The organism is Achromobacter marplatensis (assembly GCF_002209535.1).
GTDB classification, from domain to species: Bacteria; Pseudomonadota; Gammaproteobacteria; order Burkholderiales; family Burkholderiaceae_B; genus Achromobacter; species Achromobacter marplatensis.
On the sequence record NZ_NJIG01000002.1, the window covers coordinates 256483 to 279299 of the forward strand.

Below are 22817 nucleotides of genomic sequence, written 5' to 3' on the forward strand. Positions count from 1 at the left end.
GAGAAGAATATGAGAATCGCATTCTGTGCCGCCGCGGTGGCAGGCGGCTTGGGGCTGCCGCTGGCGGCGCTGGCCGCCGATGAGGGATACGGCGTGCACCTGTACGGCATCGTGGACGCCGGCGTGGCCGTGACGAGCGTGTCGGGGCAGGGCAGCCACAGCGGCCTGCTCAACGGCGGCCTGACGGATTCCCTTTGGGGCTTGCAGGGCGCCGAGGACCTCGGCGGAGGCTGGCATAGCCGTTTCCAGCTGGAAAGCGGCTTTAACCCGTCCAACGGCAACTCGGAGGAAGACGGCCGCTTGTTCAACTACGCGGCGTGGGTCGGGCTTGGCCACGACAGCCTGGGCGAAGTCCGGTTCGGGCGCCAGCACACGATCGGCCAGCTTTACGGGAACGCGCTGGAGATCGCCTCGTGGAAGGACATGGGCATGGGCGCCACCTTCAAGGCGTCCGACAATTTCCAATTGAGCAATATGGTCAATGTCACCTCGCCTACCTGGAACGGGTTGCAGGCGGGCGTCGGCTATTCGTTCGATGCTGGGGACCAGGGCCAATTCCGCACGAATCAGAACAATCGCGCGCTGAGCATGGGCCTGAAGTTCGAAAGCGGGCCCTTGCTGGCCGTGGCCACGTGGGACCAGCTGCGGTTGGCCCAGGCGCCCGAAGGCAGCGGCGGGCGGCCCCAGGCGTTGCAGTTGGGGGCCTCGTACGATTTCGAAGTGCTCAAGCTGTCCGTGGCCTGGTCGCGCCAGAAGAACGGCTATGCGGGACTGGACGGGGGCGATCCCGACGGCTTGGGGATGGGCTTGGGTCCGGCGCCTTTCGTGCGCGGCGGCACGGTCGACGCGTGGCTGGCGGGCGTCAGCATACCCGTCGGCCCGGGCGCCATCCTTGTGCAATGGTCGCTGGCGCGGCCGAACTGGCATTGGGACAACGGTATGACGGCGCGCAATGCGCAGCTTGCGACCTTGGGTTATACCTACGCGTTGTCCCCGCGCACGACGCTATACGGATTTGCCGGCTACGCGTCGAACTACACGCTGGACAACCAGTTCGACCCCGACAATTCCCACACCACGCGTGTCGGCGCGGGCATTTCGCACCATTTCTGATCCCTCCGGGCCACCGGAGCACGGGCTGGCGGGGTCTACTACAATCGGCGGGGATGGCGCATCGCGCCCTTCCCGTCTTCCCCGATGTCTTCCGGATGGCCCGTATGGATAGTCTTGAATGGCTCATACCCTGGGAGTTCTCTCCCACGCTGGTCGCTTCCTTCGTGGTGGCGATCGTGCTGTTCGTGCGCGGCCAGCGGGTTCACCATGTGACGGGTGCGCGCCGCGTCTTCTTCTGGGCCGGCCTGGTGCTGCTGTACCTGTCGATGCATACGCGGGTGGACTACTACGCCGAGCGCATGTTCTTCATCCACCGCATCCAGCATCTGGTGCTGCACCATCTGGGGCCGCTGCTGGTGATGGCGGCGTTTCCGGGGCAGGTCATGCGGGCAGGGCTGCCCATGGCCTGGCGCATCCGGCTGCGTGATTTTCTGCGCACGGGCACGGGCCGCGCCACGGTCGCGGTGCTGACCAACAAGATCTTCGTGCCGACGCTGTTCGTCTTCCTGGTACTGGTCTGGCTGATTCCGTCGGTGCAGTTCTATTCCATGCTGGACTGGCGCCTGTACCGGCTGATGAACTGGTCGGTCGTGATCAGCGGCTTCATGTACTGGAACCTGATCCTGGACCGCCGTCCCGCGCCTCCTGCGGCCATGACGCCGGGCGGCCGGGTCATCTCGCCCGTGCTGACGATGCTGCCGCAAATGGTGGCGGGCGCGGTCATCGCCTTCACCGAAAGCGACATCTACCCCTTGTTCGAGCTGTGCGGCCGCGCCATCGCGATGTCCGCCCAGACCGACCAGACCATCGGCGGCCTGACCATGTGGATACCGGCGGCGCTGGTGGAGGTGATCGGCTTGATGGTGGCGCTGGGCACCTTGATGCGCCTGTCAGGCAAGGGCCGCTTGCGCAAGGCCGACCGCGATGCCCGCGCACGGGCCAAGGCGCGCGCGGCGGCATCCGCCTAGCGCGGCCTTGCGGCCTGCTTATTCCGGCAGCAGGCCGTGGTACTTCTTGCCCAGGGCCACGGTGGCCTGGAACATGCCCGCCTTGTTGCCGCAGTCGTAGCGCACGCCGTCGAAGCGGTGCGCAAACACCGCGCGTTCGCGCATCATCGAGGCGATGCCGTCGGTCAGCTGGATTTCATTGCCGGCGCCCATCTTGGTCGAGCGCAGGTGATCGAAAATGGCCGCTTCCAGCACGTAGCGGCCCACGACCGCCAAGGTGGACGGCGCAGCGTCGGGCTCGGGCTTTTCAACGATATGCGTGACGCGTTCGGTCCGGGCATCCAGCCGGGTATCGCCGCCGCGCGTGGCCACGATCCCGTACTTGCGGGTGTCGGCGCGCGGCACGTCCTGCACGCCCAGCACGCTGGCGTTCTGCGCCACGGCGATGTCCACCAGCTGCTTCATGGCGGGCGTGTCGGCGTCGATCAGGTCGTCGGCCAGCAGCACGGCAAAAGGCTCGTCGCCCACGGCGGGGGCGGCCGACAGCACGGCGTGGCCCAGGCCCAGCGGGGCCGATTGCCGGATGTAGAGGCAATTGACGTGCGCAGGTAGAATGCCCCGCACCATCGCCAGCAGCTCGTGCTTGCCCTTGCTTTCCAGGTCGGATTCGAGCTCAGGCGCGGAGTCGAAGTGGTCTTCGATGGCGCGCTTGTTGCGGCCGGTCACAAAGATAAGGTCGGTGATGCCCGCGGCAACGGCCTCTTCCACGGCATATTGAATCAGCGGCTTGTCGACCACGGGCAGCATTTCCTTGGGCATCGCCTTGGTGGCGGGCAGGAAGCGGGTGCCCATGCCGGCGACAGGGAAAACGGCTTTACGGACGGGACGCATTGAGACCTCGTTTGGGGTATCGGTGAAACATTTTAAGCTCATCGCTATCATAGGCTTATGAACCGCAGGAAAATGCCATCCATTTGCTCTATTGCGAAACGGGGCGCGATTGCCGGACTGTGCGCCGCCTTGCTCGCCCCCTCCATCCCCGTTGCTGCCTGGGCGCAGCCGGTGGGCCTGCCCACGATGGGCGCCGCGTCCGCGGCCGATCTTTCACCCATGCTGGAACGCAGCCTGGGCGAAGCCATCATGTCGCAAGGCCGGCGCGACCCGACTTACGTCGACGACCCTGAACTCAGCCAGTATCTGACCACCATGGGCCGCAAGCTGGCGGCCTTTGCGCCTGGCGCGGTGCCGGAAGTAGAGATGTTCGGCGTGCGCGACCCCGAAATCAACGCCTTCGCCATGCCCGGCGGCTTTATCGGCATCAATACCGGCCTGATCGTCTCCTCGGGCAGCGAATCCGAGTTGGCTGCGGTGGTGGCCCACGAAATCGGCCACGTCGTGCAGCGCCACATCGCGCGCGGCATGACGCAGCAAAGCCAGAACGGCATGCTGATGCTGGCCAGCCTGGCCGGCGCGCTGCTGGCGGCCCTGGCTGGCGGAGGCGGCAACCTGGCGATGGGCGTGGCCGCCTTCGGCCAGGCCGCGGCCATCAATCGTCAGCTGGGTTTTTCCCGCGATGCGGAACGCGAGGCCGACCGTGCCGGCTTCCAGATGCTGACCAAGGCCGGGTACGACGCCGAAGGCATGTCGCAGATGTTCTCGCGGCTGATGAACGCCTCCCGCCTGAACGAAGGGGCAGGCGGCGGCTCATGGGCCAGTACCCACCCGCTGTCGATTGAGCGTATGTCCGATGTGCAGAACCGCGTGCGCTCGGTGCCGCCGTCGCGCCACGTGGATTCGGACGATTTCTGGTACGTGCGCGCCAAGATGCGCGTGGTGCAGGGGCGCGATGCCGTCAGCCTGCGCTCGGCCGGCCAGCAGTTGCAGGACGAAGCCCAGGCCTTGTCTGGCGTGCGCCAGTCGGCCGCGTATTACGGCCTGGCCCTGCAGGCCTTCCAGCGCAACAACCTGACCGAAGCCGACCGCCTGTGGAATCTGGCCACGGCAGGGGGGCGTAATTCCGCCCAGTTGGCCAAGCTCAGCGTCGATATCGCGCTGGCCCGCAAGGAGTATCCGCGCGCGCTTGAACTGGCGCAGTCGGCCACCAAGCGCTGGCCCGATCAGCGCGCGCTGGGCATCGCCTACGCCCAGGCGCTGCAAAGCAACGGCCGCCACGCCGAGGCGCAGGACTATCTGCGCGCCAAGATCAAGCAGTGGGGCAGCGACGAGCCGAGCCTCTATCAGATGCTGGCGCAAAGCGAGGAGCGCAACGGCAAGCCGGTACAGGCCCGGCGCGATCTGGCGCGCTACTACCTCATGACCGGCGCATTCGCCGCGGCGGAATCGCAGTTGCAGCAGGCGCGCGGGCTGTCTACCGACTTCTACGAGCAATCGCAGATCGACGTGCAGATCAAGGAAGTGAAGGACAAGCTTGCCGAAGAACGGCAACTGCTCGAGCGCTTCAAGTCGGGGTAAAGCGGCAGCGGGGAATGCCCGGGGGCGCCCCCCGGGGATTTCCTACAGGCTGGTTTCGAAGAATCGGCCCAGGCGCTGGGGCAGCCAGTTCAGGTGCGCCGGGAAAGGGCCCGTGGGAAAGCCGGCATGCCCGCCGTCGGTGGGCTGATGCAGCAGGATGACGGACGCGCATTCTTCCGGCTTGGGCAGCGACGCCGCCGGGATGAACGGGTCGTTGCGGGCGTTGAGCACCAGTGTCGGCACCGAGATCTTCGGCAGCCAGGGCTTGCTGGATGCGCGCGTCCAGTAATCCAGCGCATTGCGAAAACCATGCATCGGCGCGGTGTAGGTGTCATCGAATTCGCGCAGGTCGTGCGCGTGCGCAATGCGCATCACGTCGATGGACCCGGGAAAGCGGTGGGCCTTCTCCAGCACCTTGTGCTTGAGCGTCTTCAGGAAATGGGCCGAGTAGACGCGCCGGTTGAACATGCCGGTCGATAGCGTCTTGCCGCAGGCGACCAGATCCAGCGGCACGGAAACCCCCGCGGCGGCGGTCAGCCAGCCGGTGTCTTCCTGGTGTTCCCCCAGATACTTGAGCAGCGCGTTGCCGCCGAGCGAAACGCCGACGGCATGCCAACGCGCATGCGGAATGCGGCTGCGCACCGTTTCCAGCAGGAAACCCACTTCGGCGGAATCACCGGAGTAATAGGCGCGCGCCAGGCGGTTGGGTACGCCCGAGCAACCCCGGAAGTGCGCAATCACGACGATCCATCCGCGCGCGCGGAAATAATGTGCGACGGACTGGGCGTAACGGCTGTTGCTGCCGCCTTCCAGCCCGTGGAACAGGATCAGCGCGGGCGTGTCGGGCGTTTGCGGCAGCGATTTCCAGTCCGCATCCGTCATCCACCGCGCCGCGGCGGTCTTGCCATTGGCGACCGGGCCTTGCCCGCTGACGGGCGCGCCGTCGGCAGCCTTGTGCGGGAACAGGCCCGGGCCGGTCCAGTCGAAGTCCACGAAATCGGTGTCCGGCGTTTCCACCCGGTCGCGCACAAACGCGATCCGGTGGTATTGCGCGAATACCGAGGCGTAGACCGTCTGGGCATCGCCTCCGGGCAACCAGGAGGGAACGGGGCAGGGGGACGTATCTAGACGAGCAGCGGCCAACTAAAAATCCACCCGATTCAATGCAGCATGTCGGGTACGTCGTGCAAATCGAGCACCCCGGCTTCCGTGGGCGCCGGCGACGAATGGTGCATGACCATGCGCCAGCCGGTGGGGCCCTTGTGGTAGATGTTCGTGGCGTAGCAGTTTGCGAACTGCGTGCCTTCCCGCGTGCGCACCGCCACCTGCTCCACCAGCACGTGCACCGCGCACATCATGCTGAGCATGACCAGCGGGCGCAGCGGGCGGACGTGCAGCGGGCCATTGGCCAGCACCTGCTGCCAGGATTCGTTCACCGCCGAGTGGCCGACGATGCGCAGTCCGCCCGGGTGGATGCAGACGACTTCCTCGTCGTCGGCCCACACCTGCATCAGGCGGACGGTGTCCCCCAGTTCCAGGGCTTCGTAGAACGCGTGTTCGGCTTCTTCGGGGGTGGCAAACATGGCTGCGAGTGACGGGTAGGCGTTGTGCGGCGGGCTTAGTGGTGGCCGTGCAGCACGGTACCGGCTTTCAGGCGGTACTCGGCGCCGCAGTAGGCGCAGCTGGCGGAGCCGGTACGGGCCACGTCCAGGAAGACGCGGGGGTGCATGCTCCAGAGCGGCGCCTTCGGGCCGGGACAGAACACGGGCAGGTCTTCAGCGCCGACCTCGATGACTTCGTGAGCGTGGGGGACGGCGGCCGGGGCAGCAGCGGTCATGGATATTCCTGAAAAAAGAACCGATAAACGGCAGGTTGGGGCAATGATGCGGCCCTGTCGGGGACAAGACCGCACGGGTCAGCGTCAAACTTCAGACTTTACTTAGCCAGTGATGGTACTTCGGGATGCGGCCATGCACCATGTCAAAAAATGCAATCTGCAACTTCTCGGTCACCGGGCCGCGCCGGCCTGCGCCGATCTGGCGGTTGTCGACCTCGCGGATCGGCGTGACTTCCGCGGCGGTGCCGGTGAAGAAGGCCTCATCGGCGATGTAGACGTCGTCGCGCGTCAGGCGCTTGGTGACCACGCGCAACCCGAAATCGGCGGCCAGCGCATGGATGGTCGAGCGCGTGATGCCGGTCAGGGCGGAGGCGATCTCGGGTTCGCAGAGCACGCCGTCTTTCACGATGAACAGGTTTTCGCCGGAACCCTCGGCCACGAAGCCGTCGGTATCCAGCAGCAGGGCCTCGTCATAGCCGTCTTGCAGGGCTTCGGTATTGGCCAGGATGGAATTGGCGTAGGTGGTGGCCACCTTGGCGCGCGGCATCGTGACGTTCACGTGCTGGCGGGCGAACGACGACACCTTCACGCGGATGCCTTGCGACAGGGCGTCTTCACCCAGGTACGCGCCCCACGGCCAGGCGGCGATCGCCACATGGACGCGGGCGCCCTTGGGCGACACGCCCATTTTCTCCGGGCCGTAGAACACCAGCGGCCGCAGGTAGCCCGATTCCAGCTGGTTCTCGCGCACGACCATCCGCTGTGCTTCGTTGATCGTGTCGCGATCGAACGGCATGGGGATCTGGTAGATGTGCGCTGAATTGAACAGGCGGTTGGTGTGGTCTTCCAGGCGAAAGATGGCAGTGCCGATCTCGGACTTATAGGCGCGCACGCCTTCGAAGACGGACAGGCCGTAGTGCAGGGAATGCGTCAGGACGTGCGTCGTCGCGTCTCGCCATGGGACGAGCTTGCCGTCATACCAGATGAAACCGTCGCGGTCAGCCATCGACATGGTCTTCTCCACACAGAGCGCCAGGACTGGCGCAGCGCGCCAGGCCCCAAGGGGTCAAGAATCTTGAGGCGCCTATTGTATCAAGCGGCGAGGTTACAATACCGGCCTGTCCGCGCACCGGCGTGGTGCCATTCGGCCCGCGCAACCCGTTAGAGTTCCCATGTCGTCCTGTCCGAATCGCCAGGGGTCAGCCGTTGTCCTCTGAATCCGCGCTTCCCGAAATCCGCCAGGAACGCCTGGCCGCATTCCGCGCCGGTATCCATGCCATCGTGCCGGCCCTGATCGCCACGGCGACCTGGGGCCTGGTGACCGGGGTGGCCATGGTCAAGTCCGGTTTGACCGAGACCATGGCGCTGGCCATGACCCTGCTGCTCTACGCGGGGTCCGCCCAACTGACGTCGTTGCCGCTGATCGCCACGGGCGCGCCGCTGTGGCTGATTTTCGCCGCCGGCTGCGTCGTGAACCTGCGCTTCATCATCTTCGGCGCGGCGCTCCATCCCTATTTCCGCCACATGTCCTGGCCCAAGCGGCTGGGACTGGGCTACTTCACGACCGACATGGGTTTCGTGCTGTTCATGCCGCGCTACGGCGATTCGGCCGAACGGGGCACCCGCGAGCAACTGTGGTTCTTCCTGGGCACGATCGTGCCCGGCTGGCTGGTCTGGCAGTCGTCCTCAATCGTGGGCATCTACCTGGGCGCGATGGTGCCCACGAACTGGTCGCTGGACTTCGCCGCAGTGCTGGCGCTGCTGGCGATCACCGTGCCGCTGGCCAGTTCCAAGCCGATGCTGGTGTCCATGTTGGCGGCGGGCGTCGTCGCCTGGGTGGGGCAGGCGCTGCCGCTGCGCCTGGGGCTGGCGGCGGCCGTCATCGCCGGCGTTGCTGCCGGCATGTGGGCTGAACGTTTCTTCAAGGCGCGTCCATGACCCTCTGGCCCTCCGAGCTCTACGTCTATTCCGCCATCCTGCTGCTGGCCTTGTGCAGCGTGCTGACGCGCGCCGGCTTCATGCTGTTCGGCGACTACATTCCCCTGCCGGACGGCGTGCGCCGCGCCTTGCGCTACGCCCCCGCCGCCGCGCTGACGGCCATCGTCGTCCCGGACCTGCTACCCTGGAAGGCAGGCCTGGGGCCGGTCTTCGACTACAAATTGGTGGCCGGCGTCGTCGCCATCCTGGTGTTCCTGCGCACCCGTAGCGCGGTCCTGGTGATCGTCGTAGGCATGGTGGTGTTGTGGGGCCTGCGCTGGTTGGCAGGTTGACGTCCGCAATTCGGCCATAAATAGTCCACCAGGTGGACATACACGCAGTTTGAGCGTGTGGTAAGGCGCCTGCGCTAAAATTAAGTTATCCACAGCAATCCGGGCCTGGTACTGCCCTCATAAGTATCGAATCCAGAATGCGCCTACTGGCCTGCAAGGCAGGGTGCCGATTGTCCGCGAAGCCGAAAGCGCTTTGCGGCGATTTGCGTGCCGTCGCGTTGCGGCCACACGTATTCGGATTGCCCCGATGCATATGTAGTGCAGTGCATGTAGCACTCTCGTTTTGTTCTTTTTCACTGGTCCCGGTATCTGCCAAACCCTGATGACTGAATCCACTCAATCCGTAGCACCCACCGCTGACGCGCCCGCGCCGACGTTCGCCGATTTCGGGCTGCACCCCCTGTTGCTGCAGTCCATCGCCGAAACCGGCTACACGATCCCCACGCCCATCCAGGCCCAAGCCATCCCTGTCGTGGTGGAAGGGCGCGATGTCATGGGCGCCGCGCAAACCGGCACCGGCAAGACGGCCGCGTTCACGCTGCCCATCCTGCACCGGCTGATGCCCCTGGCCAACGCCAGCGCGTCGCCCGCGCGGCATCCGGTGCGTGCGCTGATCCTCACGCCCACGCGTGAACTGGCCGACCAGGTGTACGAAAGCGTCAAGCGCTACAGCAAGCAGACGCCGCTGCGTTCGGCCGTGGTGTTCGGCGGCGTGGATATCGGTCCGCAAAAGGAAGCGCTGCGCCGCGGTTGCGAAGTGCTGGTGGCCACGCCCGGCCGCTTGCTGGACCACGTGGAACAAAAGAACGTGAACCTGAGCCAGGTCGGCATCCTGGTGCTGGACGAAGCGGACCGCATGCTGGACATGGGCTTCCTGCCCGACCTGGAACGCATCATCCGCCTGCTGCCCACGCAGCGCCAAGGCCTGCTGTTCTCGGCCACGTTCAGCAACGAAATCCGCAAGCTTGGCCGTTCGTACCTGAACCACCCGGTTGAAATCGAAGTCGCGGCGCGCAACGCCACCGCTACGACGATCACGCAGATCGCCTACAAGATGTCCGGCGACGCCAAGCGCGCCGCCGTCGTGCATCTGGTGAAGTCGCGCGGCCTGAAGCAGGTCATCGTGTTCTCGAACACCAAGATCGGCACGGCGCGCCTGGCGCGCGAACTGGAACGCGACGGCGTCAAGGCCGAATCGATCCACGGCGACAAGACGCAGGCCGACCGCATGAAGGCGCTGGAAGCCTTCAAGGCTGGTGAACTGGAAGTGCTGGTGGCCACCGATGTGGCCGCCCGCGGCCTGGACGTGGCGGGCGTGCCTTGCGTCATCAATTACGACCTGCCCTACAACGCCGAAGACTATGTGCACCGCATTGGCCGTACCGGCCGCGCGGGCGCATCGGGCGAAGCCATCGCCCTGTTCACGCCGGACGAAGAGCGCTTCCTGCTCGACATCGAAAAGCTGATCAAGCGCGAAGTGCCGCGCGGCACCCTCGACCTGCCGGCCGACGCCGTGGCGCGCAGCCACCGCCGCAGCGACGAGCGCAGCGGTTCGTCCTCGCGCGAAGGCCGCGAATCCAGCCGCGACAGCCGTGGCGACCGGGGCGACCGTGGCCGTTCGTCGGATCGCCGCTCGGGCTACACGTCCGGCGGTTCGCGCCAGCCGGTCGACGATTTCTTCCTGAAGCCCTACGAGCCGTCGGCGTCTTCCTCGACGGCCGAAGAGCCGGCGCCCAGCAACAACACCAATGGCAACTCGTCCTCGGCGCCCAAGCGCCAGGTGGCGGTGCTGCTGGGCGGCTCGCGCAAGAACTGATTGCCTTCGGGCATGAAAATGCTCGACGATAAAAAAACCCGCAACGCCGGAAGGCTTGCGGGTTTTTTATCGCGGGATTTCTCTTGCGGGCCCGCGGGCTCAGGCCGCCAGCAACTTCGGCAGATCGGGCAGTTCCGTGGCAACAGCCGGGCTATTCGCATCGACGCTTTCCAGCAGCCGCTCCAGGTGCCCGATATGCGGCAGCATGGGGCCGTAGAACACGACGCGGTTGCCGATCTGCACCAAGAGGGTGGGGAAGTTCTCGACGTCTTCGTCGCCCAGCAGTTCCGCATGGTCTTCGATGTCGATCCAGGCGAAGACATGCTGCGGCAGCGTGGCGGCCAGCGCCTGCAGCTTGGGCTTGTATTGCTCGCAGGTGTCGCACCAGGCCGCGCAGAAACAGGCCACCAGCCAGGTGTCGGGGGTTGCGCCAAGCCGCGCGCGCAGGGCGGCAAGGTCAGTGCCGGGTACGAGTAGAGACATGTGAGCAGATGAAGGCGTGTTTGACTATCATACCTGGGATGTCCACCCCCTTTTTCCGCTCCCATGACCGCTTTGCACACTGATTCCCCCCGCCCCGGCAACGGCCGCTTGTCCGCCGCAGGGGCCGGCGCCGTCAGCGTGGGCCAGGCGTTCAAGCGCGCGCTCGTCTCCCAGTGCCACCCGAGCATGCTGTTCGCGGTGCTGCTGCCGTTCCTGATCGCACTTATCGGCGCCTTCTTGCTGCTCTACCTATTCTGGACGCCGCTGAACGAATGGCTGGCCGCCGAGGCGGCGCGCTGGGACTTCGTGAACCGCGCCGAGGACTGGATGCTTGCGATGGGGCTGTTCTCGCTCAAGATCTATCTGGTCCCGATCATCGCGGTGGCCATCCTGCTGCCCGTGTCAGGCATCCTGGGCCTGGCGATCGCGGCCGTCTTCGTCATGCCGCTGGTGCTGCGCCACGTGGGGCAGCGCGAGTACGCCGGCGTGGCGCGGCAAGGCAAGAACGCCACCGCGGTCAGCGTGTGGAATGCGGTCTGGGTGTCCGCGGCATTTGCCGCCGGCTGGCTGCTGACGCTGCCGCTGTGGTTGGTGCCGCCCATGGCCATCGTGCTGTCGATCTTCTGGTGGGCGTTCGCGTTCTCGCGCATGATGCGCGTGGACGCCATTGTTGAACACGCCAGCCCTGAGGAACGCAAGCTGATCCTGGAACGCAATAACGGCGGCTTCTGGACCATCGGCCTGATCTGTTCGCTCTTGAATTTGTTGCCGCCCGCGTGGATTATCCTGCCGGTGTTCTCGGCGCTGGTCTATGCGCATTACGGACTGGACGCGTTGAAGCGCTTGCGCGAGGACCGCGTCATCGACGCCTGACCGGCGTCTTCCCCTCTTACCCTTTGGAATCGGACATGGCCGCAGAATCCGCCGCCCGCCGCATTGGCCTCATCATCGTCGGGGATGAAATCCTCTCGGGCCGCCGTCAAGACAAGCATTTCTCGAAAGTCGTCGAGCTCCTGAGCGCGCGCGGCATGCAACTGGGCTGGGCCGAAGTGTTGCCCGACGACCGCGATACGCTGGTGGCGGCCTATCGGCGCAGCTTCGCTAGCGGCGACGTGGTGCTGTCCTGCGGCGGCATCGGCGGGACACCGGACGACCACACCCGCCAAGCTGCCGCCGCGGCGCTGGGCCTGCCGCTCGCCTTGCACCCCGAAGCCGAAGCGGCGATCGCGCTGCGCACCGCCGAAATGGCAGCCAAAGGGCAGGGCACCGCCGACATGAGCGCGCCCGAAAACCAGCAGCGCCTGCAGATGGGCATGTTCCCCGAAGGTTGCGAGATCGTTCCGAATCCGTACAACCGCATTCCGGGCTTCTTCATCCAGGGCCACACGTTCGTGCCGGGCTTCCCGGTCATGGCGTGGCCGATGCTGGAATGGACGCTGGACACCCGTTATCGTGCACTGCAGCATGTACGCGCCCACGTCGAGCATTCCTTCCTGGTGTTCAGCATGCCCGAGTCGCGCATCACGCCGGCCATGATCAGCGTGGAAACCCGGTGGCCCGACGTACGCGCGTTCAGCCTGCCCAGCGTTGGTGAAGCCGGTGGCACCCCGCATATCGAGCTGGGCGTCAAGGGCGAACCCGCCGCCGCCGCAGAGGCGCTGGAGTTCTTGCGGGCCGAAGTGCTGCGCCTGGGCGGAAAGCTGGCGCCACCGGCCGCCCACTGACGCCGATCGGCAAAAAACGGGTGCGGACCCCGTTTATTGGTGAAAAACCCATTGCCAAACGGCGCGGTAAATTTCACAATACGGGAAAGAACTGTTTGCTGCGTTGCCGCAAGGCCGGTTTTTTTCGGCGGCGCGGCGCGAGCCCCAACCTTCCCCTATGCCCCGTCTTTCGCCCCCCCGCAATCCCCTGGACGCCGAAACCGAAGGCGCTCCCGCCCATCCCATCGCGATCCAGGTGATCGAGCGCGCCATGCGCCTCCTGGATGCCCTGGCCGCCCAGCAGGACCCGGTCACGCTCAAGGAATTGTCGGCGACCACCGGCCTGCATGCTTCCACGGCGCACCGCATCCTGAACGACCTGGTCGTGGGCCGCTACGTCGAACGCGTCGATAACGGCCTGTACCAGCTGGGCATGCGTCTGCTGGAACTGGGTTCGCTGGTGAAAGGGCGCCTGAACGTGCGTGAAGCGGCGATTTCGGCCATGCGCTCGCTGCATAAGCTGACGGGGCAGACCATCAACCTGTCAGTTCAGCAGGGCGACGAGATCGTCTACATCGACCGCGCCTGGAGCGAACGCTCGGGCATGCAGGTGGTGCGCGCCATCGGCGGCCGCGCGCCCTTGCACCTGACCTCTACCGGCAAGCTGTTCCTGTCCACCGGCGATACGCGCCAGGTACGCGCCTATGCGCTGCGCACCGGGCTGGCCGGCCACACGCGCAACAGCCTGACCGACCTGGACCGCCTGGAGCGCGAGCTGGCCCTGGTGCGCCGCCATGGCTATGCGCGCGATAACGAAGAGCTGGAGCTTGGCGTGCGGTGCATCGCCGCCGGCATTTTCGACGACACCGGCAAGCTGGTGGCGGGCCTGTCGATTTCGGCGCCCGCCGAACGCCTGCAGGACGACTGGATCAAGGCCTTGGTTGACACCGCGGCCAGCATTTCCGAAGCCTTGGGTTACGAACCGTCCGTGTCCACCGGTTTCAACGGCTTGGGGATGGCGGCGGAAGCACTGCGCCCGTAGGATGGGTGAAGGGCGAAAGGCCAGTTCCATGGAAAATAGGCCTGGAGCGCGCGCAACCCATCAAGCAACGCCCGCGCCATCCCGCAAAAAAGCCCCTTGAAGATTCAAGGGGCTTTTTCTTATGCCAGCGGCGTTATTGCTGTTCGACGCCAGCCTTCTTGAACAGCTCGGCCCACTGGGGCACCTGCTGCTTGACCTTGGCGTCCAGCGCTTGCGGGTTCGCCTCGGTAGTCAGCACGGTGGCGCCCAGTTGCTTCATGCGGTCCTGGAACTTGGGGTCGGCCAGACCCGTTTGCAGGCTCTTGATCAGCTTGTCCACGACGGGCTTGGGCGTGCCCTTCGGCACCCACATTCCGTGCCAGATGCCCACGTCAAAGCCCTTGTAGCCGGACTCGTCCATGGTGGGCAGATTGGGCAGCGTGGGGACGCGCTTCAGGCTGGTCACGGCGTAGGCCTTGACCTTGCCGCTTTCGATCTGCTGCGTGGTGTTGGTGGTCTGGTCGCAGAGCAGGTCCACCTGCTTGCCCAGCAGGTCGTTCATGGCAGGCGCAGTGCCCTTGTAGGGGATCGTCAGCAGTTGCACGCCCAGCGCTTCGACCAGCATGGTGCCGCACAGATGGCTGGCGGCGCCGATGCCGGCGTTGGCCAGCGAGACCTTGTCCTTGTTCTGTTTGACGTACTCGGCCAGTTCCTTGATGTTGTTGGGCGGGAAGTCCGAGCGCGCGATGATGGTCATGGGCACGTCAACGACCAGGCCGATGGGCTCAAAGCTCTTGTACGGGTCGTAGCCGGGGTTCTTGTACAGCGACGGCGCGGTGGAGAAGCCGGCGTGCATCAGCAGGATGGAATAGCCGTCCGGCTGGGCGCGGGCGACTTGCGTCGTGCCGATGGTGCCGCCGGCACCCCCCTTGTTTTCGACCACAACCGTCTGGCCCAGACTCGGCCGCATGGCTTCCGCCAGCGAGCGGGCGACGTTGTCGGTCGGGCCGCCTGCAGCGAATGGCACCACCATATTGATGGGGCGCTCCGGATATTCCGCGTGGGCGGCGCCGGCCGCGAGCATGGCGCTGGCCGCGAGCAGGGCCGAAAGCGTGCGGGGAATTAGGGTCATGAAGTCTCCAATTGCAGGGTTTTGCTTGCTGCGATTTAGTTTTGACCGCTGACTTTTGATTTGTATTTGTCTGTCATCAGCGTGAAAGCAGTTTAGAAAAGAATTGATACGCCGTCATGTCCGGTATTTCCCGAATCATGGGAAATTCTTGAGCAGGATCAAAGTCGTGCAGGGGCGTGCACCGTTAAAGTGCAAATACTTGTTGCGTTGCACAAAAACTGCTTGACAAGAAATTCTGCCAGTCTAGAATGTGAATTGTGCAGTGCATCAAACGGGCCGGCGGTAGCTTGTAGTACCAGTTTCCGCGCACGTTTTTATTTTTCGTCGCAGACAACCATCCTGACTTGCCGGAAGCTTCCGGCTACCCACAAAGGAGCATCCTATGAGCGCAATTCCGCAACAAGTTCTGGACCGTCAAAAGGCCAGCATCAACACTTTCGTGGCCGCCCAGTCCGCCGTTTTCGCTGGCTTTGAAAAGCTGGTCGAGCTGAACCTGAAGGTCGTTCGCGCCACCCTGGACGAAGTCGCCCAGCGTTCGCAACAAGCCGCCGAAGTGAAGGACCCGCAAGAAGCCGCGGCGTTCGCCTCCGGTCTGCTGCAGCCGGGCGCCGAAAAGGCCATGGCTTACACCAAGCACGTGTATGACATCGTTGCCGGCGTCCAAGGCAGCCTGGTCAAGCTGACCGAAGAACAGATCGCCGAAGGCCAGCAACAGCTGAGCGAAGCCGTCGATCAGTTCTCGAAGAACGCCCCGGCCGGCTCGGAAAGCGCCGTTGCCCTGTTCAAGTCCTCGCTGGCCACCGCGACCAGCGCCTACGATTCCGTCACCAAGGCCGCCAAGCAGGCTGCTGAAGTCGCCGAATCGAACCTGAATGCCGCCGCCAACGCGACCTTCAAGGCTGCAACGGATGCCGCCGATGCCGCCACCAAGGTTGCCAACCGCAGCCGTCGCAGCGCCTAAGTCTCTGACGCGCGATGCTGCGTAAATCGCAGTAATGTAGTACTGTTGAGTGACAGAGCAGAGCTGGAATTAGGGCCACCCACCGGGTGGCCCCTTTTTTTTGTGTGGCCGCTTTGACGAAAGAGCGCCCGGTAGGAGGCCCTTAGGGGCCCTTAGGGGCCTTAGGGGGTTTTCAGGGGGAGGCCAAGCTTTATTTTTTGGCCACCGCGCGCACGCATTCCGCCACCAGCGCGGGGCCGCGATAGATCAGGCCGGTGTACAGCTGCACGGCATCGGCGCCGGCGGCCATTTTTTCGCGGGCCTGCTGGCCCGACAGCACGCCGCCCACGCCGATGATGGCCAGGCTGTTGCCCAGCTGTTCCTTCAGGCGGCGGATCACCTTCAATGACAGTTCATGCACCGGCGCGCCCGACAGGCCGCCGGCTTCGTCTGCGTGCGCCTGGCCCGCGACCGAATCGCGCGACAGGGTGGTGTTGGTGGCGATGACGCCGTCGATGCCATGGCGCGGCAGCGTGTCGGCGATCGCGTCGATCTGCTCCTGCGTCAGGTCGGGGGCGATCTTCACCGCCATCGGCACGCGGCGCTGGTGCTGGTCTTCCAGCGCCCGGCGCTTGTCCGCCAATTGCGCCAGCAGCGCCGACAGTTCGTCGCCGCTTTGCAGCGCGCGCAGGTTCTTGGTGTTGGGCGATGAGATATTCACCGTCACGTAGTCGGCATGGGGGTACACGCCTTCCAGGCCGATCAGATAGTCGTCGGCCGCGCGCTCGATGGGCGTATCGGCGTTCTTGCCGATGTTCAGGCCCAGGATGCCGCCTTGCTTGCGCCACTGGCTGCGCTGCACATTGGCCAGGAACGCGTCCAGGCCCTGGTTGTTGAAGCCCAGCCGGTTGATGAGCGCGTTGGCGCGCGGCAGGCGGAACATGCGCGGCTTCGGGTTGCCGGGTTGCGCGCGGGGGGTAACCGTGCCGACCTCGATGAAACCAAACCCCAGATTGCCCAGCGCGTCGATATAGGCGCCGTTCTTGTCCAGGCCTGCCGCCAGCCCGATCGGGTTGGCCAGCTGCATGCCCATCAGCGTGCTGGGCGCCTTGGGCTGCGCGTGCATCAGCTTGCGCGTGGCGCCGCACTCATAGGCGCGTTGCAGCCCCGACAGCGTGACTTCGTGGGCGGTTTCCGCGTCCATGGCGAACAGCGCCGGGCGGGCCAGGGGATAGGCGTGGAAGAGGATAGACATGGGGCGGAATTGTAGAGCGAATTTCGCCAGCCTTGCGGCCAGGGCCGAGGGCTCGCAGGCACGCGGGCGGAAGAAATCAGGGGGACGGAACGACCCGGTCGCGCCATTCGCCGTCGGACAGGAATTGCGCGGGGTGGAAACTGGATTTATAGGACATCTTGCGACTGTCCTCGATCCAGTAGCCCAGGTACAGCCAGGGCAGGTTCAGGTTGCGGCACTGCTCGATCTGCCACAGGATGCTGTAGGTGCCCAGGCTGCCTTCGATATCGGGATCGTAGAAGGTATAGACCGACGACAAGCCATCATCCAGCACGTCGATGATGGACACCATCATCAGCACCCCGTCGGGGTCGCGGAATTCCACCAGGCGCGTATTCACGCGGCTGGTGAGCAGGAACTGCGCATATTGGGTGCGGCTGTCTTCGTCCATGCCGCCGCCCGGGTGCCGGCCCTGTTGATAACGCGTATACAGCCGGTAATGTTCGGGCGACCACGCCAGTTCGGCCACGAAGGACTGCAGGTTCTGGTGGTCGCGCCAGGCGCGGCGCTGGCTGCGGTTGGGCGCAAACCCGGCGGTATCCACGCGCACCGGCACACAGGCCTGGCAGTTGTCGCAATGGGGGCGGTAGGTGAACAGCCCGCTACGGCGAAAGCCCTGCTCGACCAGCTGCGAGTACGTGCCCGCGTTGATCAGATGGCCGGGCGCGGCGACCTGCGACCGAGCCTGTCGACCCGGCAGGTAGCTGCAAGGGTAGGGAGCGGTTGCGTAGAACTGCAGCGTGGAGAAGGGAAGTTCTTTGAGCTGGCTCATGGGGAATTACGCATCGCGACGGCAAGTCCGCGACGGGATGCCTACATATTAACGCCTAAGTTGGCGTCGGATGCGGCATCGGGCAACAGGTGTCCACCGCTGTCCAGGATGCCCCGCGTCCACGGGATGGGCGCGTCTGCCGTCGCCTGGCGCACGTGCTGCAGAAAGCGGGTCCGTGCGATGGGCCGGGCGCCCAGGCTGGCCAGATGCCGCGTCTGCTGCTGGCAATCGATGCATTGCACGCCGTGGCTGCTCAGGTAGCGCACCAGGTAGGCCAGCGCGATCTTCGACGCGTTGGGCACGCGGGTGAACATGGATTCACCGAAGAACATGCGCCCCAGGCTGATGCCGTACAGGCCGCCGGCAAGCTCGCCATCGATCCAGGTTTCGATGCTGTGCACGTACCCGGCCTGGTGCCAGCCCGCGTAGGCCTGCTGCATGGCGCTGGTGATCCAGGTGCCGGGCTGGCCATCGCGCGGGGCGGCGCAGTGCGCCATCACCTGCGGGAAGACGGTGTCCACGCGCACCTGCACCCGGGGCGATGCGTCATGTTCCTGGCTGGCGATCTGGCGCAGCAGCTTGCGCAGCGAATGCGAAGGGGAAAAATCCTTCACTGCCAGCACCATGCGGGGATCGGGACTCCACCACAGCACGGGCTCGCCTTCCGAATACCAAGGGAAGATGCCGTTGGAGTAGGCCTGGATCAGGCGCTCCTGGGACAAGTCCGCCCCTGCCGCCAGCAGGCCATCAGGATCCGTCAGCGCGAATTCGGCTGGTGGAAACGGGGTGTCGGCGGCAAGCCAGGGCAGCTTCAACGGTGCGATTCGAGGGTGTAGTGGTGGGGGACGAAGCCGCCTTGCTTGCGGTCTTCGAAGTAGTGCCGCAGCGTCGTGGCGACCGTCCGGAACGCCAGATCGTCCCAGGGGATCTCGGCTTCGTCGTACCAGCGGGCTTCCAGGCTTTCGGGGCCGGGATCCAGTTCAGGGCCCAAGGCCTGGGCCAGGTAGAACACGTGCACCTGGTCTATCTGGGGCAGGTCGATCAAGGTGTAGAGCTCGCCCAGCTGGATGCGCGCGCCGGATTCCTCCAGCGTTTCGCGGGCCGCGCCCTGCGCGGTGCTCTCGCCCAGCTCCATGAAGCCGGCGGGCAGTGTCCAGGTGTTGTAGCGCGGCTCGATCGCGCGCCGGCAAAGCAGGATGCGGTTTTCCCAGACCGGGACCGTGCCGACCACCAGGCGCGGATTCTGGTAGTGGATCGCGCCGCAGTGATCGCAGATGTCGCGTTCACGGTTGTCGCCTTCCGGCACCCGGCGATTGACGGGCGTGCCGCACTGGCTGCAAAAAAGCGAACGGCGGGGGGCGGGGAAGTATTCGATGGACGGTTTCGCGGTCATGGGTAGGATTCTAACGGCTGCGGCGGGCAGTGGCGCGCCGCCCCGGGGCGGCAGGGGCCGGGACGCCGAAGCGCGCTTCCAGGTGTTCGACGAAAGACCGCACCTTGGGCGACAGGAAGCGCCGGTGGGGATAAATGGCGTACATGGAGATCGGGGTGTGTGCGTAGTCGGCCAGCAGCGTCACGAGCCGCCCGGCACGGATATCGTCGCCCACCAGGAATTCAGGCTGCAGGATGACCCCGTGCCCCGCCAGCGAGGCGGTGCGCAGCACGTCGCCGTTATTGGCGCGCAGCGCCGCATTCACGCGCACCAGATGTGTCACCCCATCTTTCTCGAAATGCCATTCATTGCCGGTGCTGGCGTAGGCGTAGTGCAGGCAGCGGTGCTGCTTCAGGTCTTCGGGCGTCTTGGGCGTGCCGTGGCGCTTCAGGTAGGCGGGCGCGGCGCAGACCCGCAATTGCTGCGGCGCCAGGGGGCGGGCCACCAGCGAAGAATCCAATAGCGGGCCGATGCGCACCGCCACGTCATAGCCGTCCTCGACCAGATCAACGACCCGGTCATTCAAGTCCAGGTCAATGACGACGTCGGGATAGCGCTGCAGATATTCGGCAATGGCGGGGCCCAGGTGCAGGATGCCGAACGACACCGGTGCACTGACCCGCAGGCGGCCGCTGGGGCGCTGGCCTTCGGCCTGCAGCGACAGCTCCAGGTCGGCCACTTCGGCCAGGATGGGGCGCACGCGGTCATAGAAGGCGCGCCCGGCGTCGGTCATGCTGAGCTTGCGCGTGGTGCGGTTCAAGAGGCGCACGCCGTACTTCTGTTCCAGATAGGCGATCTGCCGGGTCACGACGGACCGGGCTTGGTCCATCTTGTCGGCGGCAGCCGCGAATGAGCCCAGTTCCACGACCTTGGCGAAGGTCTGCATGGCGGTATGGGTGTCCAAGATTGTTTCCTAACGGGGAACAATAATTTGCAATTCTGCATGTTTATCTTTGTTTTTGGAATCGCAAGAATAGCGCCCAAGATGAATCTTCCCGTATCGGGCGATTCCTGAACCGCTCAAGGAGAGTCCAATGATTGATACCCGTACCGCGCCCTACGCCGCGCTGTTGCTGCGTGTCGCCCTCGGCGTCATGTTCCTGGCCCACGGCCTGACCAAGCTGTTGGTGTTCACGCTGCCTGGCACCGCGCAGTTCTTCGCCAAGATCGGCTTTGCCGGTTGGCTGGCCTACCCGGTTACGTTCTTCGAAGTTGCCGCGGGCGCGCTGCTGATCCTGGGCATCGTGCCGCGCTGGGTGGCTGCCATTGCCGTGGTGCAGTTGTTCGTGGCGTCTACCGTCCACTTCGGCAATGGCTGGGGCTTCAGCAATGCGGGCGGCGGCTGGGAATACCCGATCTTCCTGACCGTGGGCGCCGCCGTGCTGGCGTTGCTGGGCGACGGCAAATTTGCGCTGGTCAAAAGCGGCCGCGGCTGATCGCTGCGCGCACCAGACTGTCTACCGAGGCGGTCATGGTTGATGGGGCGGCCGGCTCATAGAATGAGCCGGCCGCCTTTTTTCCCTTCAGGAGTCTTGATGATTGTTTCGATGCGATTGATCCGACGCGCCGCGGGCGCCTTGCTGCTGGCCGCCGTCTTGTCGCCCGTCGCCCAGGCAAGTCCCGAGCAAGAAGCCGCCAACAAGGCCGCGGTGCTGGCCTTCTACGACAAGGGGCTGAACCAGAAGGATGCGGACGCGGCGCTGAAGTATGTGGGCGACCGCTACGTGCAGCACAACCCGAACGCGGCCGACGGCCCTGAAGGCTTCCGCAAGTTCGTCGCCTTCCTGCGCGACAAATTCCCCAAATCACATAGCGAAATCAAGCGTGTCTTCACGGATGGTGATTACGTGATCCTGCATGTGCACGCGGTGCGCGAGCCGGGCACGCGCGGCAATGCCATCATCGATATCTTCCGGCTTGAGCAAGGCAAGATCGTCGAGCATTGGGATGCGGTGCAGCCCATCCCGGAGCAGTCCGCCAACACCAACGGCATGTTCTGATCTTGGGTGTCGATCCGGCTTGGCCGGATCAGTCTTGCGTCGCGCGGGGATTGGGATCGAATCCCAGTGCCTGCGCAACGGCATTCCTGGCTATCGCTTGCAGCGGCGCGGCCGGGTAGACGTCGGGCCATGACGCCTGAATCACGTGGCCCGTGGGCAGGTCGGCCAGCGCGTCAAGCAAGGGCGCGCCCGTATCCGACACCAGCGTTTCCAGCAACGCGGGCAGGTCCCGGTCCAGCACGATCGCGCCGCCTGCCGGCGTCATCGCATACAGTTGGCCGGCATCATCCAGCCACCATCCGCTGATGGATTCGACCGGCACGTTCGTGTGGGTGAGCAGGCGGCGGCTGTCGTCGCTCAGGCGCAGGACGAACGGGGCGGCGTCCAGGCGCAGGAAGACGCGCTGCGGCCCGTTCTGGAAGAACCAGCGGCCCGCGTCGTCGTGTTCATAGTTGCGGCTGATGAAATCCAGGATCTGGCTGTTGGTGATGGATTCGCCCTCGCCGCCTTGCGCAGCCTGGCCTTGCGGGTGCAGGCGCCAGCGGCCACGGCCGTCCAGCGACAGCCAGCCGAATACCGCTGGCACATCGGGCCAGCGGGCGATTGCGTCCTTCACCGATTGATCCATGTTCAGGGCCGGATGATGATGGGGGGCGGGTTGATGATGATGGCCGGCGCCGCCATGGGCATGACGACTTGCGGCGGCGCCATGTAGCCCTGACGGTAGTCGTCACGGCATTTGCGCTTTTCCTGGTATTCGCCGTTGCGCTTCCATTTGCGCTCGACCCTGCAATTGCCTTCCCAATACTTCTCTTTGTACTCGCGACCGTGGCGATGGTGGTGGCGATCGGAATCGGCTTCGGCCGCCAACGGCGCAAGCGACAGCACGGCGGCGGCCGACAAGGCCAGCAAGGGGGAACAAGCGCGGGAATTCAGAATGCGGTGCATGGGTTCGACGTCAGATGAAAACGGCGTCACCATAGCAATCATTCGATTGACAGCGCGTAGGGATGCGTAACGAGATGCTGGGGAGGGGGGAAAGATGCTGGAGGCGCAAGCCGGAATCGAACCGACGTACACGGATTTGCAATCCGCTGCATAACCACTCTGCCATTGCGCCAGCACTTGCAAGAAAAAAGGAAGCGCGGTGTTGGCCGTTGCTTCCTTTTTGTATTTGGAGCGGGAGACGAGTCTCGAACTCGCGACCTCAACCTTGGCAAGGTTGCGCTCTACCAACTGAGCTACTCCCGCTTGGGTACTGCTTTGTACTACTTACTGCGTGCATTGCTGCATGCAGTGGTGAAATTCGCGATGACTTTTCGCTTGGCCGTTTCCACCAAAGACAGCGATTATACACAGAATTTTCAAAGAAACGCTGCGAATCGAAATCTGGAGCGGGAGACGAGTCTCGAACTCGCGACCTCAACCTTGGCAAGGTTGCGCTCTACCAACTGAGCTACTCCCGCATTTCCCTGCGCTGAAAAACAGGTGGATTGATGCAATCCAAAAGTTGTTCTTTGCAAGAGAGGCGGAAGTATACAGAAATTTAAAAAGTTTGCACGCGGCGGGGCGCGAGACCCGAAAG

At 64.7% G+C, this 22817-nt stretch carries 26 protein-coding genes and 3 tRNA genes; 12 read left to right on the plus strand and 17 right to left on the minus strand.

Annotated elements, in window-relative coordinates:
• Window positions 1-9: 9 nt before the first annotated feature.
• Both CEY09_RS04670 and CEY09_RS04675 read left to right on the plus strand, forming a co-directional pair.
• Window positions 10-1113: a porin gene (locus CEY09_RS04670; protein WP_088587754.1), complete on the plus strand. Its 1104-nt coding sequence runs from the start codon at window positions 10-12 to the stop codon at window positions 1111-1113.
• A gap of 95 nt (window positions 1114-1208) precedes the next feature.
• Complete coding sequence (locus CEY09_RS04675; RefSeq protein WP_088588044.1) at window positions 1209-2081, plus strand: cytochrome c oxidase assembly protein; 873 nt, start codon at window positions 1209-1211, stop codon at window positions 2079-2081.
• A gap of 18 nt (window positions 2082-2099) precedes the next feature.
• Here CEY09_RS04675 and galU read toward each other — a convergent pair whose 3' ends face one another.
• A complete protein-coding gene (gene galU, locus CEY09_RS04680; RefSeq protein WP_006227684.1) occupies window positions 2100-2951 on the minus strand; it encodes a UTP--glucose-1-phosphate uridylyltransferase GalU in 852 nt (283 codons plus the stop codon).
• Between the two features lie 57 nt (window positions 2952-3008).
• Between galU and CEY09_RS04685 the strand changes: the two genes are divergently transcribed.
• Window positions 3009-4532: a M48 family metalloprotease gene (locus CEY09_RS04685; protein WP_052017957.1), complete on the plus strand. Its 1524-nt coding sequence runs from the start codon at window positions 3009-3011 to the stop codon at window positions 4530-4532.
• Window positions 4533-4574: 42 nt separating this feature from the next.
• Here the strand turns inward: CEY09_RS04685 and CEY09_RS04690 are convergent, their stop codons facing one another.
• The 4 genes from CEY09_RS04690 to CEY09_RS04705 all read right to left on the minus strand — a co-directional run bounded on the left by CEY09_RS04690 (window position 4575) and on the right by CEY09_RS04705 (window position 7381).
• On the minus strand, window positions 4575-5675 hold the full coding sequence (locus tag CEY09_RS04690; RefSeq protein WP_088587755.1) for a YheT family hydrolase: 1101 nt from the start codon (window positions 5673-5675) through the stop codon (window positions 4575-4577).
• 17 nt (window positions 5676-5692) lie between these two features.
• Window positions 5693-6115, minus strand: coding sequence for a YybH family protein (locus tag CEY09_RS04695; protein WP_006227687.1), 423 nt, complete (start codon window positions 6113-6115; stop codon window positions 5693-5695).
• 35 nt (window positions 6116-6150) lie between these two features.
• Complete coding sequence (locus CEY09_RS04700; RefSeq protein ID WP_006227688.1) at window positions 6151-6369, minus strand: zinc-finger domain-containing protein; 219 nt, start codon at window positions 6367-6369, stop codon at window positions 6151-6153.
• A 91-nt stretch (window positions 6370-6460) separates the two neighbouring features.
• A complete protein-coding gene (locus CEY09_RS04705; RefSeq protein WP_006227689.1) occupies window positions 6461-7381 on the minus strand; it encodes a branched-chain amino acid transaminase in 921 nt (306 codons plus the stop codon).
• Between the two features lie 194 nt (window positions 7382-7575).
• Between CEY09_RS04705 and CEY09_RS04710 the strand changes: the two genes are divergently transcribed.
• The 3 genes from CEY09_RS04710 to CEY09_RS04720 all read left to right on the plus strand — a co-directional run bounded on the left by CEY09_RS04710 (window position 7576) and on the right by CEY09_RS04720 (window position 10455).
• The gene (locus tag CEY09_RS04710; RefSeq protein ID WP_167390017.1) at window positions 7576-8307 is read left to right on the plus strand and encodes an AzlC family ABC transporter permease; all 732 of its coding nucleotides are present in this window, start codon (window positions 7576-7578) and stop codon (window positions 8305-8307) included.
• The gene (locus CEY09_RS04715) at window positions 8304-8639 is read left to right on the plus strand and encodes an AzlD domain-containing protein (RefSeq protein ID WP_006227691.1); all 336 of its coding nucleotides are present in this window, start codon (window positions 8304-8306) and stop codon (window positions 8637-8639) included. Before CEY09_RS04710 ends, CEY09_RS04715 begins: the two co-directional genes overlap by 4 nt.
• A gap of 322 nt (window positions 8640-8961) precedes the next feature.
• Window positions 8962-10455, plus strand: coding sequence for a DEAD/DEAH box helicase (locus CEY09_RS04720; RefSeq protein WP_088587756.1), 1494 nt, complete (start codon window positions 8962-8964; stop codon window positions 10453-10455).
• 99 nt (window positions 10456-10554) lie between these two features.
• Here the strand turns inward: CEY09_RS04720 and CEY09_RS04725 are convergent, their stop codons facing one another.
• Complete coding sequence (locus CEY09_RS04725; protein ID WP_006227693.1) at window positions 10555-10938, minus strand: thioredoxin family protein; 384 nt, start codon at window positions 10936-10938, stop codon at window positions 10555-10557.
• A gap of 63 nt (window positions 10939-11001) precedes the next feature.
• Here CEY09_RS04725 and CEY09_RS04730 point away from each other — a divergent pair, with 63 nt between their 5' ends.
• The 3 genes from CEY09_RS04730 (at window position 11002) to CEY09_RS04740 (ending at window position 13683) form a co-directional block, all read left to right on the plus strand.
• Window positions 11002-11811, plus strand: a complete 810-nt coding sequence (locus tag CEY09_RS04730) for an EI24 domain-containing protein (protein WP_088587757.1) — start codon at window positions 11002-11004, stop codon at window positions 11809-11811.
• A 35-nt stretch (window positions 11812-11846) separates the two neighbouring features.
• Window positions 11847-12662, plus strand: a complete 816-nt coding sequence (locus CEY09_RS04735) for a competence/damage-inducible protein A (protein WP_088587758.1) — start codon at window positions 11847-11849, stop codon at window positions 12660-12662.
• Window positions 12663-12819: 157 nt separating this feature from the next.
• Window positions 12820-13683, plus strand: coding sequence for an IclR family transcriptional regulator (locus CEY09_RS04740; RefSeq protein WP_006227696.1), 864 nt, complete (start codon window positions 12820-12822; stop codon window positions 13681-13683).
• Window positions 13684-13816: 133 nt separating this feature from the next.
• Here the strand turns inward: CEY09_RS04740 and CEY09_RS04745 are convergent, their stop codons facing one another.
• Window positions 13817-14794 (minus strand): tripartite tricarboxylate transporter substrate binding protein BugD, encoded by a 978-nt coding sequence (locus CEY09_RS04745; RefSeq protein ID WP_006227697.1) that lies wholly within the window; start codon window positions 14792-14794, stop codon window positions 13817-13819.
• A gap of 382 nt (window positions 14795-15176) precedes the next feature.
• Between CEY09_RS04745 and phaP the strand changes: the two genes are divergently transcribed.
• Window positions 15177-15755, plus strand: a complete 579-nt coding sequence (gene phaP, locus CEY09_RS04750; RefSeq protein ID WP_006227698.1) for a TIGR01841 family phasin — start codon at window positions 15177-15179, stop codon at window positions 15753-15755.
• Window positions 15756-15945: 190 nt separating this feature from the next.
• Here the strand turns inward: phaP and CEY09_RS04755 are convergent, their stop codons facing one another.
• The 5 genes from CEY09_RS04755 to CEY09_RS04775 all read right to left on the minus strand — a co-directional run bounded on the left by CEY09_RS04755 (window position 15946) and on the right by CEY09_RS04775 (window position 20136).
• The gene (locus tag CEY09_RS04755) at window positions 15946-16989 is read right to left on the minus strand and encodes a quinone-dependent dihydroorotate dehydrogenase (RefSeq protein ID WP_088587759.1); all 1044 of its coding nucleotides are present in this window, start codon (window positions 16987-16989) and stop codon (window positions 15946-15948) included.
• A 76-nt stretch (window positions 16990-17065) separates the two neighbouring features.
• Window positions 17066-17800, minus strand: a complete 735-nt coding sequence (locus CEY09_RS04760) for an arginyltransferase (protein WP_006227701.1) — start codon at window positions 17798-17800, stop codon at window positions 17066-17068.
• A gap of 41 nt (window positions 17801-17841) precedes the next feature.
• Window positions 17842-18615 carry a leucyl/phenylalanyl-tRNA--protein transferase gene (aat, locus tag CEY09_RS04765; RefSeq protein ID WP_088587760.1) on the minus strand — a complete coding sequence of 258 codons (774 nt, stop codon included), beginning with the start codon at window positions 18613-18615 and terminating at the stop codon, window positions 17842-17844.
• Entirely contained in the window at window positions 18612-19193 is a 582-nt protein-coding gene (locus CEY09_RS04770; RefSeq protein WP_088587761.1) for an NUDIX hydrolase, read from the minus strand. Before CEY09_RS04770 ends, aat begins: the two co-directional genes overlap by 4 nt.
• A gap of 10 nt (window positions 19194-19203) precedes the next feature.
• Window positions 19204-20136, minus strand: coding sequence for a LysR family transcriptional regulator (locus CEY09_RS04775; protein ID WP_167390018.1), 933 nt, complete (start codon window positions 20134-20136; stop codon window positions 19204-19206).
• A 130-nt stretch (window positions 20137-20266) separates the two neighbouring features.
• Between CEY09_RS04775 and CEY09_RS04780 the strand changes: the two genes are divergently transcribed.
• Entirely contained in the window at window positions 20267-20668 is a 402-nt protein-coding gene (locus CEY09_RS04780) for a DoxX family protein (protein ID WP_006227706.1), read from the plus strand.
• Window positions 20669-20767: 99 nt separating this feature from the next.
• Window positions 20768-21232: a nuclear transport factor 2 family protein gene (locus CEY09_RS04785; protein ID WP_208625042.1), complete on the plus strand. Its 465-nt coding sequence runs from the start codon at window positions 20768-20770 to the stop codon at window positions 21230-21232.
• A 28-nt stretch (window positions 21233-21260) separates the two neighbouring features.
• On the opposite strand, the gene CEY09_RS04790 is transcribed toward CEY09_RS04785, so the two are convergent.
• The 5 genes from CEY09_RS04790 to CEY09_RS04810 all read right to left on the minus strand — a co-directional run bounded on the left by CEY09_RS04790 (window position 21261) and on the right by CEY09_RS04810 (window position 22698).
• Window positions 21261-21860 (minus strand): DUF2946 family protein, encoded by a 600-nt coding sequence (locus CEY09_RS04790; protein WP_088587762.1) that lies wholly within the window; start codon window positions 21858-21860, stop codon window positions 21261-21263.
• Window positions 21861-21862: 2 nt separating this feature from the next.
• Window positions 21863-22213 (minus strand): hypothetical protein, encoded by a 351-nt coding sequence (locus CEY09_RS04795; RefSeq protein WP_006227709.1) that lies wholly within the window; start codon window positions 22211-22213, stop codon window positions 21863-21865.
• A gap of 65 nt (window positions 22214-22278) precedes the next feature.
• Window positions 22279-22352 (minus strand) — tRNA-Cys (locus CEY09_RS04800).
• A gap of 55 nt (window positions 22353-22407) precedes the next feature.
• Window positions 22408-22483: transfer RNA gene (locus CEY09_RS04805), tRNA-Gly, on the minus strand.
• Between the two features lie 139 nt (window positions 22484-22622).
• Window positions 22623-22698, minus strand: a tRNA-Gly gene (locus tag CEY09_RS04810).
• Window positions 22699-22817 lie beyond the last annotated feature (119 nt).